Source organism: Massilia sp. ST3 (assembly GCF_018119405.1).
Lineage (GTDB): Bacteria > Pseudomonadota > Gammaproteobacteria > Burkholderiales > Burkholderiaceae_D > Telluria.
Window position 1 is genome coordinate 23,027 of record NZ_JAGPWC010000033.1, and the last position, 14,863, is coordinate 37,889.

The 14,863-nt window shown below is 68.5% G+C and carries 12 protein-coding genes; 7 read left to right on the forward strand and 5 right to left on the reverse strand.

What is annotated here, in order from left to right:
* Position 1 precedes the first annotated feature (1 nt).
* Complete coding sequence (locus KBW98_RS13200; protein ID WP_211520609.1) at positions 2 to 928, forward strand: hypothetical protein; 927 nt, start codon at positions 2 to 4, stop codon at positions 926 to 928.
* A 46-nt stretch (positions 929 to 974) separates the two neighbouring features.
* Entirely contained in the window at positions 975 to 1,781 is an 807-nt protein-coding gene (locus KBW98_RS13205; protein WP_211520610.1) for a class III extradiol ring-cleavage dioxygenase, read from the forward strand.
* 138 nt (positions 1,782 to 1,919) lie between these two features.
* Here the strand turns inward: KBW98_RS13205 and KBW98_RS13210 are convergent, their stop codons facing one another.
* From KBW98_RS13210 to KBW98_RS13230, 5 genes are all read right to left on the reverse strand, one after another.
* On the reverse strand, positions 1,920 to 3,782 hold the full coding sequence (locus KBW98_RS13210; protein WP_211520611.1) for an ABC transporter ATP-binding protein/permease: 1,863 nt from the start codon (positions 3,780 to 3,782) through the stop codon (positions 1,920 to 1,922).
* Positions 3,783 to 3,929: 147 nt separating this feature from the next.
* Complete coding sequence (ylqF, locus tag KBW98_RS13215; protein WP_229429169.1) at positions 3,930 to 4,850, reverse strand: ribosome biogenesis GTPase YlqF; 921 nt, start codon at positions 4,848 to 4,850, stop codon at positions 3,930 to 3,932.
* Positions 4,851 to 5,174: 324 nt separating this feature from the next.
* Positions 5,175 to 6,413, reverse strand: a complete 1,239-nt coding sequence (locus KBW98_RS13220; RefSeq protein ID WP_373888942.1) for a choice-of-anchor X domain-containing protein — start codon at positions 6,411 to 6,413, stop codon at positions 5,175 to 5,177.
* A 2-nt stretch (positions 6,414 to 6,415) separates the two neighbouring features.
* Complete coding sequence (locus KBW98_RS13225; RefSeq protein WP_373888943.1) at positions 6,416 to 7,291, reverse strand: hypothetical protein; 876 nt, start codon at positions 7,289 to 7,291, stop codon at positions 6,416 to 6,418.
* A gap of 303 nt (positions 7,292 to 7,594) precedes the next feature.
* Positions 7,595 to 8,527, reverse strand: a complete 933-nt coding sequence (locus KBW98_RS13230) for a histone deacetylase family protein (protein ID WP_211520613.1) — start codon at positions 8,525 to 8,527, stop codon at positions 7,595 to 7,597.
* Positions 8,528 to 8,715: 188 nt separating this feature from the next.
* Here KBW98_RS13230 and KBW98_RS13235 point away from each other — a divergent pair, with 188 nt between their 5' ends.
* The 5 genes from KBW98_RS13235 (at position 8,716) to KBW98_RS13255 (ending at position 14,665) form a co-directional block, all read left to right on the forward strand.
* On the forward strand, positions 8,716 to 9,636 hold the full coding sequence (locus KBW98_RS13235) for a MoxR family ATPase (protein WP_211520614.1): 921 nt from the start codon (positions 8,716 to 8,718) through the stop codon (positions 9,634 to 9,636).
* Between the two features lie 8 nt (positions 9,637 to 9,644).
* Positions 9,645 to 10,643 carry a DUF58 domain-containing protein gene (locus KBW98_RS13240; RefSeq protein WP_211520631.1) on the forward strand — a complete coding sequence of 333 codons (999 nt, stop codon included), beginning with the start codon at positions 9,645 to 9,647 and terminating at the stop codon, positions 10,641 to 10,643.
* Positions 10,640 to 12,637, forward strand: a complete 1,998-nt coding sequence (locus KBW98_RS13245) for a DUF3488 and transglutaminase-like domain-containing protein (protein ID WP_211520615.1) — start codon at positions 10,640 to 10,642, stop codon at positions 12,635 to 12,637. The genes KBW98_RS13240 and KBW98_RS13245 overlap by 4 nt, the downstream gene beginning before the upstream one ends.
* Entirely contained in the window at positions 12,634 to 13,839 is a 1,206-nt protein-coding gene (gene mltB, locus KBW98_RS13250) for a lytic murein transglycosylase B (protein ID WP_211520616.1), read from the forward strand. Before KBW98_RS13245 ends, mltB begins: the two co-directional genes overlap by 4 nt.
* A 484-nt stretch (positions 13,840 to 14,323) precedes the next feature.
* Positions 14,324 to 14,665 (forward strand): hypothetical protein, encoded by a 342-nt coding sequence (locus KBW98_RS13255; protein ID WP_211520617.1) that lies wholly within the window; start codon positions 14,324 to 14,326, stop codon positions 14,663 to 14,665.
* Positions 14,666 to 14,863 lie beyond the last annotated feature (198 nt).

Genomic DNA, 14,863 nt, shown 5'->3' on the forward strand with positions numbered 1-14,863 from the left:
CATGACCGCACTCCTCGACCAGCAGGCGGCCACGCCGTCGACCCTGCCACGCGGCACCGCAGGCCGCCTGCCGGCGCCGCTGCGCGCCACCCGCCCGGCCCTGCAGTGGCGCCTCATCCTGCTGTGGGTGGGCGCCCTGCTGCTGCCGGCCCTGGCGGCCGCGCTGCCGTTCTGGAACATGCTGGGCGCCGCGCTCGACCGCTCGGTCCAGGCCGCGGCGCTGGCCCAGCGGCTCGACCTGGCCGCCATCACCGACCTGATCGCCCAGCACTACCGCTACGGCGCCGCCGTCACCAGCGGCGGCATCGTGGCCCTGGTCCTGACCCTGCTGCTGTCGCCGCTGCTCACCGGCGCCGCGATCACGGCGGCGCGCGCGCCCCAGACGCCCGGCTTCGCGGCCCTGGTGGCCGGCGGGGTCCACGAATACGGCCGCCTGGCGCGCATGCTGCTGTGGGCAGCACTGCCGCTCGGCCTGGTGGGCGTGGCGGCGGGCGCCGGTTTCGACCTGGCCGGCGATCAGGCCAAGGCCGCCATCGTGCCCGGCGACGCCAGCCTGCCCCTGACCATCGCCCAGCTCGTGGTGGCCCTGCTGTTCCTGGGCGTGCACGCCACACTCGACCTGGGACGCGCGGTGCTGGCGCTGGACCGTCGCCGGACCTCGGCGGTGCGCGCCTGGTTCGCGGGACTGCGCGTGCTGGCGCGCCGCCCGTTCGCGGTGGCCGGCACCTACCTGGGGTTGACGGCGCTGGGCCTGGCCCTGGCGGCCCTGCTGGCGGTGGCGCGCATCAACACGCCGCCGCTGGGCGTGGTGGGCTTCGTCGGCGCCCTGCTGCTCACCCAGCTGGCGGTGGCGGCCCTGGCCTGGATGCGCTGCGCGCGCCTGTTCGGCCTGATGGAAGTGGCGCGGGGAGCCTCCAGCAAGGTCTAGGGCGATCGGCTACCATGGACGCTCGCAGTCTTTTCGAGGAGCGTCCATGGCCACCCTTCCCACCTATTTCGTCTCGCACGGCGGCGGCCCCTGGCCCTGGATGAAGGAGCAGACAGGAACCGCCTACGACCGCCTGGCCGCCTCGCTGCAGGCCATGCGCCGGGAGAACGGCGACGCCGTGCGCGCGGTACTGGTCGTGACCAGCCACTGGGAAGCGCCGCGCTTCCTGTTCTCGTCCGGCGCGGCGCCGGGCATGATCTACGACTACGGCGGCTTCCCTCCCCATACCTACCAGATCCGCTATCCGGCGCCGGGCGAACCCGCGCTGGCCGGCCAGGCCGCGCGCCTGCTGGCGGCGGCCGGCATCGACGCCGAACTCGATCCCGAGCGCGGCTTCGACCACGGCACCTTTTCGATGCTGTATCCGGCCTACCCCGAAGCCGGCATGCCGGTGGTGCAGATGTCGCTGCGGCGCGACCTCGATCCGGCCGCCCACATCGCGGCCGGGCGCGCGCTCAGGCCCTTGCGCGACGCGGGGGTCCTGATCGTCGGCAGCGGATTGTCCTTCCATAACCTGCGCCAGTTCGGCCCGGCCGGCAAGGCCGCTTCGCATGCCTTCGACGCCTGGCTCCAGCACACCCTGCTGGCGCTGGCGCCGGCCGAACGCGAGGCGGCGCTGCTGCGCTGGAGCGAGGCGCCCCAGGCGCGCGCCGCGCATCCGCGCGAGGAACACCTGATTCCGCTGATGGTGGCGCTGGGGGCGGCCGAGGAAGAAGCCGCCGCCTGCGTGTATCACGAGGACGACTTCTTCGGCAGCCTGGCGGTGTCGAGTTTCCGCTTCGGCGCCAGCTAGCCGGCGCAGCCGTAGGGTGGACGGGTTCCCCGTCCACGCGGTGATAGTCGGCAGCAAGATCATCCGGCCCGATATCGGAGCCGGTAACGATCACGCGTGGACGGGAGACCCGCCCACCCTACGTGCGCCAACAAATACCTAACCGGCCGCCGCCAGGCTCGCCGCGAGCGGCGCCGGCGCAGAGGCCGGGCTGGCGCTGCGCGCCGGGCCGGCCGGCCGGTCGAAATCGAAGCCGGCGGCCTCGTGCACCTCCCAGGCGCCCTCGCCCCGCAGGTGCAGCACATGGGTATGGTGGCGCAGCACCGCCGGGCGGTGGGCGATGCTGACCAGGGTCGTGCCGCTGGCGCGCAGGCGCGCATACAGCGAGGCTTCGTTGGCGCTGTCGAGCGCGCTGGTCGCTTCGTCCAGGATCACGATGCCCGGCGCGTGCACCAGCACGCGGGCGAAGGCCAGGCGCTGCTGCTCGCCCACCGACAGCAGCTTTTCCCAGTCCTGCACGGCGTCGAGGCCGCCGACTCGTTCGGCCAGCAGCGGCAGGTGCACCTGCTCCAGGATCGCCAGCAGCTGTTCGTCGCTCAGGTCGGAACTTGCGCTTGGGTAGATTAGCTGGCTGCGCAAGGAGCCGGACTGCAGGTAGGGCTGCTGGGGCAGGAAGAAGAACTGTTCCAGCGGCGGGCGCTGGATCACGCCGCTGCCGCTATGCCACAGCCCCGCGATCGCGCGCAGCAGCGAACTCTTGCCGCAGCCGCTGTCGCCGGTGATGAGCAGCGCATCGCCCGGCTCGAGCACCAGGCTCAGCTCCTTGATCAGCACGCGCTCGGATTGCGGCGGATGCAGGGTCAGCGCTTCCAGCGCCAGGTGGTGGCCCGGACGGGTCTCGATGCGCGGCTGGACCGCAGGCTTGCCGTCGTCCGCGGCCGCAGCGTCGGGCAGCACCAGCTTGGACAAGGCCTGCAGGCGCCCGATGCCCGCCACGAAGCGGCTCAGGCTCTCGAAATTGTCGACGATGACGCCCACCGCGGCGAGCACCGCGGTGAAGGCGCCGCCGGCCTGGATCGCCCGCCCCACCTCCAGCTCGCCCGACAGCACGCCCTGGGCCAGGATCACGCTCGGCAGCACCAGGGTGAGCTGGCTGAAGGTGCGCTGGAACAGGTTGAGCGAGCGCTGCTTCCGGATCAGCTTGGCGAAATTCTGGATCACCACGTCGAACTTGCTGTCGATGTGGGCGCGCTCCTGGGCCTCGCCGCGGTAGAAGGCGATCGATTCGGCGTTCTCGCGCAGGCGCATCAGGCTGAAGCGGAAATCCGCCTCGCGCCGCAGCTGCCAGAAATTCAGCTGGATCAGCGGATTGCCGAACACCCACAGGGCCACCACCGTGCCCACCAGCGCGTACACGGCCAGCACGCCGACCAGCACGTGCGAGATCGACCACAGCACGGCGCTGAAGGCCACCAGCTGCATGATCGAGCCCAGGAAGATCAGCAGGAAGTGGATCGACCTGCCCGTGAAGGTATTGATGTCCTCGCTGATGCGCTGGTCAGGGTTGTCGATCTCGCTGTCCGCGCGCAGCGCGTAGTACTTGCGCCCCGCCAGGTAGCCGTCGAGGAAGCGGCCGGTGAGCCAGCGCCGCCACTTGTTGGCGAACAGGTCGCGCATGTAGTAGTAGAAGGCGTAGGTCGGCACCGCGAAGGCCAGGATGAGCAGGCAGGTGCGCACCGAGTTCCAGAAGCGCTCGCCGTCCTTGCCGGCCAGGGCCGAGGTCATCTCACCGGCCTGGTTGTTCAGCATGACCGCCAGCTTGGTCTCGATCAGCATCAGCACGACCAGGAGCAGCAGCAGGCTCCAGGCGGTCTTTCTCTCGTCCTGCAGCCAATACGGCTTGGCCACGTTCACGAATTGCTTCCAGGCAGCAAGCGACAAGGGAGTCCAGCGTCGCTTTTCGGGTGAGGCCGAGGCCTCCTTGGCCGCGGCGCCGGCCGTGGCGGAGATGGGCGTGGTCATGGTTCGCTCGTTGTCGGTCAGTGTTGGCGCAACCCGTGTCGACGGGTCACACCCCCAGCATAGGACCGGACAGGAGGCGGTTCAGTGCGGAAACGGACATAGGACAGCAGTCCGCCGCAGGACGGGGCCGCCCTGGCCCCTGGAACATCAGGTGCCGCGCTTGCCGCGCGCCGCCAGTTCGGCCTTTTCGGCCGCCTTTTCCGCCGCGATGCGGGCCTTCTCGGCCATCTCGGCCTCGTGGCGCGCCAGGCTGGCGGCGCGGGTTTCAGGGGTCTCGAGGCTGATGCGGCCCAGGGCGCCGCTGCGGTAATCCTGCAGCAGCATGTGCGAGGCTTTTTCGTAGTCGAGCTCGCCGCCGCGCACGCGGTAGCCGCGGCGCGTCGCCACGCCTTCGATCACGTCCACGCCGTCCATGCCCTCGGTCTTGAAGCCGTAGCGCGCCGACAGCAGGTGCGGGTAGCGCTCCAGCAGCACGCCGGCCAGGAATTCGGCCACTTCCTCTTCGATCAGGGCGTTCGAGCCGATCGCGTGGCTGGCGGCCAGCATCAGGCCGTCGCTCGCCATGGCGATCTTCGGCCACAGCATGCCGGGGGTATCAACCAGCACGGTGTGCTTGTCGAGGTAGAGGCGCTGCTGGGTCTTGGTCACGGCCGGCTCGTCGCCCACCTTGGCCACGCGTTTTTTGAGCAGCGCATTCATCAGGGTCGACTTGCCCACGTTCGGAATGCCCATGATCATGATGCGCAGCGGCTTGGTCGGCACGCCGCGGTGCGGCGCCAGGCTCAGGCACAGCCCCGGAATGCGCGCCACGTCGGCCGGCTTCTTGGTGGTCATCGGGTAGGCGGTCACGCCTTCCTGTGCATCGTAGAAGGCCTTCCAGGCGGCGGTGGCGGCGGGGTCGGCCAGGTCGATCTTGTTCAGGACCTTCAGGCAGGGACGCTGGCGGAACTTGCGGATCTCCTCGACCAGCGGGTTGCGGCTAGCCTCGGGCAGGCGCGCGTCCAGGACTTCGACCACGATGTCGACGTTCTCCATCTGCTCGGCCGCTTCCTTCTTGGCCGCATTCATGTGCCCCGGGAACCATTGTATCGACATGCTCGTGCTCTCTTTATCTTTCGTTCAAGGCGTTATTTTACGCTGGCCCCCGCCCTCCCAACCATAGCGGTGTTGCTTATTGATGCGTTGCAACGCAATTGAAACAATTGGCGCGCACACTTTCCGCTGGCCGAAAGAGCCCGAAGAGGAGAGAAAGATGAAAACGAGACAACTCGACAGGCGCTCGCTGATGAGCTGGTTCTGGTGCGCCATGCTGTGGGGCGCGATCGGCGCGGCCGTGCTGGCCGATAAACTGCCGCTGCTGCCAAGCTAGAAGGCACGGCAACAGCGGCTTTCCTACTTGCCCGGCTGGGCGCAGGCGCTGCGCGGTAGCGGCTGGCCCGGATCGAAGGCGGCCAGGCGGGCGCGCGCCGCGTTCCTGTCCTTGCCGTACTCGGCCAGGTAACGGCTCCTTTCCTCGCTCTGCCACTCGGCATCCGAGAAACCCTTGGCCGACCCCGTCTTGCTGGCGTAGACCTTGCCTTCCAGGCGGGGCAGCAGCAGCCGGTCCGGATCGAGGTTCTCGCGCAGCAGGTAGCCGTCGACGTCGCGCAGCACCAGCGGCAGCTGAGGGGCGCCGTCGGTCAGCAGCTTGCCGAACACGCTCAGCTTCACGTCCTGCGGCCCCGGCCCCAGCTCCTCGTTGAAGGTCGCCAGCGCGAAGGGCTTGCCGCGCGCATCGTCGACCCGCCCCGTGACCACGTAGCGGCCGGCCTGGCGCACGTCCAGGCCCAGGTGGAAGACCAGCGAGCCGTTCTCGCTGGCCTCGCGCACCTTGCCGGTCCAAGCCGCCGGCAGGCTGGGGGTGTAGATCACGTCGAACAGGGCGAAGCCGCTGCGTCCGCCCGCGCTGTAGCGCACCTCGGTGCGGATGGTGCCGTGGAAGCCCGCCAGCCCGGTCTGGGCCGGCGCCAGCACGCCCGCGAAGGCGCCGTCGTTCGCGACCGGGTCGGCGCCGCCGCCGTCGTCCGCGAAGGGCAGGCTGACCTGGGCCGTGGGCCGGCTGGCGCCATAGGTCATGCCCTGGGCCAGCGCGCGCGTCACCACCAGCGGCACCGGCTGCCCCTTGGCGTCGACCGCGCGCAGCGAAAAGGCCACCGTCTCGCCCGCGGCCAGGTAGACGCGCGACTGCGAGGTCTGGAGCAGCACCGTGTCGCTGCTGCCACCACCCTGGGTGCGCATCGGGTTCATCTCCGTCACCGGCTGGTTCGGATAGAGCTGGTCCGGGTTGCGCGCGGCCGGCTGCGATTCGTGCGGGTACTTGCTGCCCTCGAGGTAGCTGCAATAGGCCTGGTCAGTCTCGCGAACCTGTTCGGCCAGCACGCGCCGCCTTTCCTCGCGCCCGTCCGGGACCGGCAGCCCGGCCTCCCGCGGGAGGGCGCCGAGGAATTGCGGACCGCCCGCCGGCGGCGGCGCCGCCGCGACGGTGCGGGGAGCGCCCTCGCCGCCGCGCGCCAGGTAGAGCGCGGCGGCGAGCACCGCGAGGCCCAGTCCGATGGACCAGGCAAGGCGGCTATTGTCTTCCTTGGCAGGCACGCTCAGTAGGCGCTGTTGACGACCGCGCTGCGCACGACGCCCACGATGCCGGCCCAGTTGCCGCTGGCGTAGTGGTTATACGCCTCGTTGTCGTCTCGGAAGGCCACCGAGTGGTAGCTCCACTTGGCGCTGCCGCCCTCGTTGGCGGCGCTGCCCAGGGTCAGGTCGTTGCACCACCAGTCGCTCGGGTTGCAGTAGGAACCGCCCGAGCTGCCGGCTACGCCGCCCGTGCTGTGGTAGGACACCGCCTCGTCGTCCTGGCCCGGCAGGATGCCGGAGTAGGCCGTGCCCTTGGCTCCGGCATACATGTGGAACCAGACGTTGCGGGTGGTGTTGTGGTTGTACATGGCGCGCGCGGTGGTGGTCTTCAGGTCCTGCACCAGCGGTTCTGAGGTGGTCCAGGAACCGGCATCGGACAGTTCCGAGCCGCCGCCCGCGCCGGACGCGGCGCGCACCCACTTGATGTTCCAGCCGGTCTGGGTGCCGCCGTCGGAATTGCCGCACACGCCGCTGGAGTTGGGGGCGGCGTTCTTCTTGTAGCGCGCCGAGCCGCCGAAGTTGGCCAGGGTATAGCCCATCATCAGGTCGCCGGCGCTGTGGGTGGCGACGTAGCACCAGTTGGCGCCGGTGCAGAAGCAGTCGAGGGCGTCGCGGATCTTCCCGCTCTGGGAAGAAATGCTGCTGCGGCCGTCCCAGTTGACGGCCTTCTTGTTGACCCCGGCCGCGGTGCTGGCGGGTCCCCAATAGGTGAAGTCGTTGTAGTTGCCGATCTGGCCGCCACCCGTGCGGCCGTTGATCCAGAGGGTGTAGTTGGTGGCGGAAGCAAAGCCGGAAATCAAAAGCAGGCACAGCGCACACAGCATGCGGAATTGTCTCACTGTCTTCTCCTTGATTATGGTTTGCGCCGGAGTTTCCGGCGGGCCGTTTTTTACGGCCGAGATCGACTGTATTACTGACATATGTACATGTCAAAGGGAACACTCGTGCTTTTTTGAAGTGTTGTTTATTTGGTTTTTTTGATTTTTTTTGGGTGGAAGTTTGCGCTAGATAGTTGCTACGAACTTAGGTTGCGGCCTGCGCCGGAACGACGGTCTTTAGGCTAATGGGAGAACATCTTCTACCACTGCTCTACGTTCCGTCATTCCGGCGAAGGCCGGAATCCAAGTTCGATGCGCACCAGCTTATTCGAGCTCGGCCAGCACCTTGAGATGGGCGACCACGCTCCTCCCCAGCGCCGACAACTCGTACCCTCCCTCCAGGCAGCTGACGATCCGCCCCTGCGCATACTGCTTCGCCACCGCCATCACCTGCCGCGTGATCCACGCGTAATCCGCCTCCACCAGACCGATCCCGCCCATGTCGTCGTCGCGGTGGCCGTCGAAGCCGGCCGAGATGAAGATCATTTGCGGCCGGTGCGCGTGCAGGGCCGGCAGCCACTGGTCCTGGACCAGCTGGCGCACCGCCTCGCCGTCGCAGCGCGCCGGCACCGGCACGTTGACCTGGGTGGCCGTGATCGGCTCCGGATCGCTGTAGGGATAAAAGGGATGCTGGAAGAAGCTCACCATCAGCACCCGCGGGTCCTTGCGGAAGGCATCGGCCGTGCCGTTGCCGTGGTGGACGTCGAAATCGACGATGGCCACCCGCTCCAGCCCGTGCGCTTCCATCGCATGGCGCGCCGCGATGGCGACGTTGTTGAACAGGCAGAAGCCCATCGGCTCGGTGGGCGTGGCGTGGTGGCCCGGGGGGCGCACCGAGCAGAAGGCGTTGTCGATGCTGCCGGCGATGACGGCGTCGGTGGCCGCCACCGCGGCCCCGGCCGCGCGCAGCGCCGCCTGGTAGCTATAGTGGCAAAGCGAGGTGTCGCCGTCCAGCGGATAGTAGTCGCCCGGCGTGGCCGGCACGTGGTCGCGCACCAGCGCCAGCGCGCCCGGCGTGTGGTTGCGCAGGATGGCGGCCGGGTCGGCCAGCGGCGCGCTGCGCTGCTCGATCAGGCCGTCCAGGCGCGCCAGGATCAGCTGGTCGTCGATCGCCTGCAGGCGCGACGGCGACTCGGGATGCCAGCTGCCCATCTCGTGGCGCAGGCAGTCCGGGTGGCTGTAAATTGCTGTGCTCATAGTGCTTCGTCTTTCGCCAGTGCTCATCCATGCACACCCGCGCCGCCGTTCTCGCATAGAATCGATGCGACGGCTTGTTGCTGTCGGAGTACAAGGCTTGCCGATGGCGCTAATCTACCATGCCGGCGGCCCGCCCCGCACGCGGGCCGCCACCGACGAACGATCAACGAGCACTCCCGATAAGCCCTATGTTCAAACAACTGCATGCCGCCGCGCGCCAGGTCGGCGAGGTCGTGATCGGCAAGGACGAACAGGTCCGCCTCGCCCTCACCTGCCTGCTGGCCGGCGGCCACCTGCTGCTCGAAGACCTGCCTGGAGTCGGCAAGACCACGCTGGCGCATGCGCTGGCGATCTCGCTCGGCCTCAAGTTCAACCGTGTCCAGTTCACCAGCGATTTGCTGCCGGCCGACGTGGCCGGGATCTCGGTCTACGAGCGCGAGCACAACGGCTTCGTGTTCCACCCCGGCCCGATCTTCACCCAGGTCCTGCTGGCCGACGAGATCAACCGCGCCACGCCCAAGACCCAGTCCGGCCTGCTCGAAGCGATGGAGGAGCGCCAGGTCACGGCCGACGGCGTCACCCGCGCCCTGCCCGAGCCCTTCTTCGTGATCGCCACCCAGAACCCGGCCAGCCAGGTCGGCACCTTTCCCCTGCCCGAGTCCCAGCTCGACCGCTTCCTGATGTGCCTTTCACTGGGCTATCCGGACGCCGCCGCCGAGCGCGCCCTCTTGATGGGCGAGGACCGGCGCGCCATGCTGCGCACCCTCCAGCCGGCGATGGATGCGGCCGAGCTGGCCCGGGCCCAGCGCGCGCTGCGCGAGATCCATGCCTCGCCGGCGCTGGTGACCTATGTCCAGGCCCTGGCCCAGGCCTCGCGCCAGAACGGCCTGTTCGCCGAAGGCCTGTCGCCGCGCGCCGCGATCGCCCTGCTCCAGGCGGGCCGCGCCTGGGCCGCGCTCGAAGGACGCGACCACGTGATCCCCGAAGACATCCAGGCCGTGCTGGTGCCGGTCTGCGCGCACCGCCTGCGCCCGCTCAAGGCGGCGCAGGGCACGGCGCTGGCCAGCCGCGACCTGGTGCTGCAGCTGCAGAAATCCGTTCCGGTCTGATGCACCCGATGGCGAAGGCGCAGGGATTGCGGGGCTGGCTGCGGCGCGCCACCGGCGCCTGGCTGCCGCGCAAGGGCCGCTTCGATACCGGCGAGGTGCTGCTCTCGCAGCGCCGCGTCTTCATCCTGCCCAGCAAGGCCGGCCTGGGCTTCGCGGCCCTGGCGCTGATCCTCCTGATCGGCTCCGTCAACTACACCCTGGGCCTGGGCTTCGCCCTGACCTTCCTGGCCGTGTCCTGCGCGCTGGTCGACATGGTGGCCACCTACCGCAACCTGGCCCAGCTGCGCCTGCGGCAGGGCCGCGTGGCGCCCGTGTTCGCGGGCCAGGAAGCCCAGTTCGAGCTGGCGATCGCGAACCGCACGCGCCTGGCGCGCTACGCCATCCGCGCCGATTTTTCCGACGTGCCCGAGCCGCGCCACGTGACCGACGTGGCGACCGGCGCCCAGGCCAGCGTGGTGCTGGCGATCCCGACCACGGCGCGCGGCTGGCTGTCGCCACCGCGCGTGAAGCTCTCCACCCGCTTCCCGCTCGGCCTCTTCCACGCCTGGAGCTACTGGCGGCCGGGCACCCGTGCCCTCGTCTATCCGCGTCCCGAGGATGGGGCACCCGGCCTGCCGCTGGTGGGCAACAGCGGCAGCCAGGTGCGCGCCGCCGGCAGCGACGACTTCGCCGGCGTGCGCAGCTACCAGGCCGGCGACTCGCCGCGCCAGCTGGCCTGGCGCCAGATCGCCCGCCTCGACCCGGCCCTGGGCGGCCAGCTGGTCACCAAGCATTTCGAGGGCGGCGAGGGCAGCGACCTGGTGCTCGACTTCGACGCCCTGCCGGTCAGCCTGGGCCTGGAACTGCGCCTGTCGCGCATGGCGCGCTGGGTGCTGGACGCCGAGCAGCGCGCCATGCCCTACGCCTTCCGCCTGGGCGCGCTGCGCTACGAGCCGGCGCTGGGCGCGGCCCACCAGGCGGCCTGCCTGCGCGCCCTCGCCCTGCATGGCAGCGGAGAGCCGGCATGAACGCGGACGCTTCCGCCCCGCCGCGGCCGCAACGTCTCCCACGGGACAAGGCCGACACCATCCTGCTCCTGGTCAGCGCACTGCTGGTGCTGCTGCCGCACGCGCGCCACCTGCCGCCATGGATCTCGCTGCTGTGCGGCGCCATCCTGAGCTGGCGCGCCGCGATCACCCTGCGCGGCAAGCGCATGCCTTCCAGCCTGGTGCTGCTGCCGGTCGCGGCGCTGTCCATGATCGGGGTCCAGGCCAGCTACCAGACCCTGCTTGGACGCGACGCCGGCGTCGCCATGCTGGTGCTGCTGGTGGCCTTCAAGATGCTCGAGATGCATGCGCGGCGCGACCTGTTCGTGGTGATCTTCCTGTGCTTCTTCCTGGTCCTGACCAACTTCTTCTACTCGCAGAGCCTCTTCACGGCGCTGCTCATGGTGCTGTCGGTGCTGGCGCTGCTGACCACCCAGCTCTCCTTCCAGTTCACCGGCGCGGTGCCGCCGCTGCGCACGCGCTTGCTGATGGGCGCACGCATGCTGGCGCTGGCCGCGCCGCTGGCGCTGCTGATGTTCGTGGTCTTCCCGCGCATCCAGGGGCCGCTGTGGGGTGCGTCAAACGGCGGCGCGGGCGGCAAGTCGGGCCTGTCGGACCAGATGGCGCCGGGCCAGATGTCGTCCCTGGCCCTGTCCGACGAACCGGTGTTCCGGGTGCGCTTCGACGGCCGCCCGCCGGAGCAGTCGATGCTGTACTGGCGCGGCCCGGTGCTGGACGCCTTCGACGGCCTGACCTGGTCGCGCGGCGCCGGGCGCGCGTCGAGCCGCGACATGCGCCTGTCGGTGGGCGGCCCCGCCTTCGACTACGAAGTCACGCTGGAGCCCTCGTCCTCGCGCTGGGTGTTCGCGCTCGAGATGCCGGGCCGCGTGCCGGCCCTCCCCGGCCGCGCCACGCGCGTGTCGCCGCAATTCGAACTCAGCGTCGACTCGCCGCCATCTGGCCGGGTGCGCTACCGCGTCCGCTCGCACCTCGATTACGCGCTGCAGCGCGACGGCATGGACGATCCGGGTCGCTGGCTGCTGCTCCCTTATGGTTTCAACCCGCGCGCGCTGCAGGCCGGCCTGGCGCTGCGCCGCGAGTCCGATCCGGCGCGCCGGGTCGAAGCGGTGCTGCGGCGCTTCCGCGAGCAGGCCTATTCGTACACGCTGGAACCGCCCCTGCTTGGCCGCCACACCGTCGACGAATTCCTGTACCGGACCCGCGCCGGCTTTTGCGAGCATTACGCGGGCGCGTTCGTGTTCCTGATGCGCGCCGCCGGCGTGCCCTCGCGCGTGGTCACCGGCTACCAGGGCGGCGAAATGAATCCTTTCGACGGCGTGATGACGGTCCGTCAATCCGACGCCCATGCCTGGGCGGAGGTCTGGCTGGCGGGGCGCGGCTGGGTGCGCGTGGATCCGACCGCGGCGGTGGCGCCCGAACGCGTGCGGCGCGGCTTGAGCGCGGCGGTGCAGCTGCCCGCCCCCTTCGGCATCGAGGCCTTGCGTGGACTGGAGGCAGGCGGCGATGCCTGGTTCGGCCAGCTGCGCAATGCGTTTGGCGCGGTCAACAACGGCTGGAACCAGTGGGTGCTGAACTATACGCCTGAACGCCAGCGCAAGGTCGTCGGCAGCCTCCAGGCGGGCCTGCGGGGCTGGCCTTTTGTCGCCCTGTTAACGAGTGCGGGCATTCTGTTGCTGCTCTATGGAATTTTAGTTCGCCGCAAGGCAATTGATCCGATCGAAGCGCTATACTCGGTCCTGTGCAAGCGCCTTGGCCAACACGGCCTGGCACGTGCAGCGGACGAAGGGCCGACCGCCTACGCGGCCCGAGTTGCGGCAGCCTCTCACCTCGCATCGCCGACGCGCGATGCCGCTGCCGAATTCTTGCGCCGCTACAGTGCCTGGCGTTATGCGCCTGTCCAAGCCGATCCCCGGCTTGCCGCCACGTTGAAGAGCCTATTGTCGCAAGTCAGATGAAACCCTTCGTTCCCCTGTTAGCCGCACTGGCGCTGGCATTCGCCGCCCAGGGCGATGCGCAAGCTTTTGCCAAAGAATCCACGAGCCACGCGGTGCACGCGAAGGCGAAGGCCAAGTCCAAGGCCGCCAACACCGCCAAAGCCAAGCCGGCCAAGGGCAAGAATAAACCCGCCGCCAAGGGCAAGGCCGCCGCCAGGGTCTTGCCGGCCGCCGCGGCCGCCGCCGTGATCGACTACGACGGCGAGCACATGAATTTCCTGGAATGGCAGCCGGTGCAGGCCTTCATCGACGAGATGGTGGCCCAGCGCGGTTTCGCCCGCGCCGAGCTGGAAGCGGTATTCGGCAAGGTGCGCTTCGTCGATTCGGCGGTCCAGCTGGTCAAGCCGGCGCCGCCGGGCAAGCCCAAGAACTGGCAAGCCTATAGCGAGCGCTTCATCGAGCCGATCCGCGTCAACGCCGGCGTGCGCTTCTGGAACGAGAACGCGGAGGCGCTGGCGCGCGCCGAAGCCGCCTATGGGGTGCCGGCCGAGATCATCGTCGGCATTATCGGCGTGGAAACCATCTATGGCCGCGACACCGGACGCTTCCGCGTCGTGGACACCCTGGCCACCCTCGCCTTCGCCTATCCGGAGACGCCGAACCAGGAAGCGCGCAAGGCCTTCTTCCGCAGCGAACTGGCGAACACCCTGATGCTGGCGCGCGAGCGCGGCGGCGATCCCCTCGACCTGCTCGGCTCCTTCGCGGGCGCCGTGGGCATGCCGCAGTTCATGCCCGGCAATATCCTGAAATACGGTGTCGACTTCGACGGCGACGGCGGCATCGACCTGCGCGGCTCCAGCGCGGATGCGATCGGCAGCGTGGCCAATTTCCTGGTCCAGCACGGATGGAACGCCGAGCACCGCGGCCCGGCCGTGTTCGCGGCCGACGTGTCGCCCAACCGCGCCTGGGAAGATCTGCTGGGCCGCGGCCTGGAAGCCACCCTGCGCCCGGAAGAGCTGCAGGCGGCCGGTGTGATGCTCGAGACTTCCCTGCCCGCCGGCCGCCTGTATGGCCTGGTCGACTTGCAGAACGGCGCCGATCCGACCGAGTACTGGGTGGCGAACGATAACTTCTTTGCCATCACCAAGTACAACCGCAGTTATTTCTATGCCATGTCGGTGATCGAGCTCGGCCGCGCCGTCAAGCTGTCGCGCTCCACCTGAGGGCTGCCCGTCCCCCTTGGGCTGCTATTGCTGAGCGGGAAACTTTGTAATCGTTTGTAACAGGTTTCCCCCTCTTTTCCGCTCTTTCTACCCCGCCAATCTTACCTGCAAGACAAGATACCCCCCAGGGGTATCGCCTCCCGCACACTCCGTTCTCTGCGGAAACCACCCTCGCGCCCCCATACCCCCCGTTTTATTGTTTTCTAGGCAGCAAAAATCGTACCGTGCGGCATCAAAATGGCTTTGGCCTTACACTCGGGATTGACCAAAAAACAATTATTATTTCCGTGAGTTTGTGAGAGAATTGCATTGAGGCTATTGTTGCATGTAGACAACAAGACCTGAGACGACGCTGCAATTCGCTCGGCCGACAAGTAGCATGATGGAAATAGTTGTACAATTGGATAGATAATTACGAAATTAAATTTCCGGATTCGAAACGCCGCCAGCGACTCCGTTCAACCCCCATATAGGAATTTGAATCATGACAAACCAAGTCGGCATTGATATGAACAGCGATTCGGAAGGCGACGAACTGCTGCAATACAACCCGAACCGTCTGCTCGACACCCTGATCGAGAACCTGCGCCTGAAGAACGACGCGGCCCTGTCGCGCGCGCTGGAAGTGGCGCCGCCGGTGATCTCGAAGATCCGCCACCACCGCCTGCCGGTCGGCGCTTCGCTCCTGATCCGCATGCACGAAGTCAGCGACCTGTCGATCCGCGACCTGCGCTACCTCATGGGCGACCGCCGCGCGAAGTTCCGCATCAGCGACAAGCAGTTCAAGCCGAAGGAAGGCGCTGCACCGAAGGACCAGCAGGCCTGAACGCCATGCTGTTGTAACGCCCTGCCGCGTTGGCGGCCGGGCCTGGGCCGGCGCATTGCACGCCTTGCCTTCTGCACCACGATACGTGCATCCAGTGCGCGCGGGCCATTCATTTTCCGCCCGCCGATAGCGCACCAGTTTTTCCGGACCACGATGCCGGATCGCAGCGGCCGTCCCCGAACCCGACGGCCGTGCGGA

Bases quoted from the DNA above. Each gene is read 5' to 3' on its own strand.
- KBW98_RS13200 (WP_211520609.1), top strand. From the start codon at position 2: ATGACCGCACTCCTCGACCAGCAGGCGGCCACGCCGTCGACCCTGCCA.
- KBW98_RS13205 (WP_211520610.1), top strand. From the start codon at position 975: ATGGCCACCCTTCCCACCTATTTCGTCTCGCACGGCGGCGGCCCCTGG.
- KBW98_RS13210 (WP_211520611.1), bottom strand. From the start codon at position 3,782: ATGACCACGCCCATCTCCGCCACGGCCGGCGCCGCGGCCAAGGAGGCC.
- ylqF (WP_229429169.1), bottom strand. From the start codon at position 4,850: ATGAATGCGGCCAAGAAGGAAGCGGCCGAGCAGATGGAGAACGTCGAC.
- KBW98_RS13230 (WP_211520613.1), bottom strand. From the start codon at position 8,527: ATGAGCACAGCAATTTACAGCCACCCGGACTGCCTGCGCCACGAGATG.
- KBW98_RS13235 (WP_211520614.1), top strand. From the start codon at position 8,716: ATGTTCAAACAACTGCATGCCGCCGCGCGCCAGGTCGGCGAGGTCGTG.
- KBW98_RS13240 (WP_211520631.1), top strand. From the start codon at position 9,645: ATGGCGAAGGCGCAGGGATTGCGGGGCTGGCTGCGGCGCGCCACCGGC.
- KBW98_RS13245 (WP_211520615.1), top strand. From the start codon at position 10,640: ATGAACGCGGACGCTTCCGCCCCGCCGCGGCCGCAACGTCTCCCACGG.
- mltB (WP_211520616.1), top strand. From the start codon at position 12,634: ATGAAACCCTTCGTTCCCCTGTTAGCCGCACTGGCGCTGGCATTCGCC.
- KBW98_RS13255 (WP_211520617.1), top strand. From the start codon at position 14,324: ATGACAAACCAAGTCGGCATTGATATGAACAGCGATTCGGAAGGCGAC.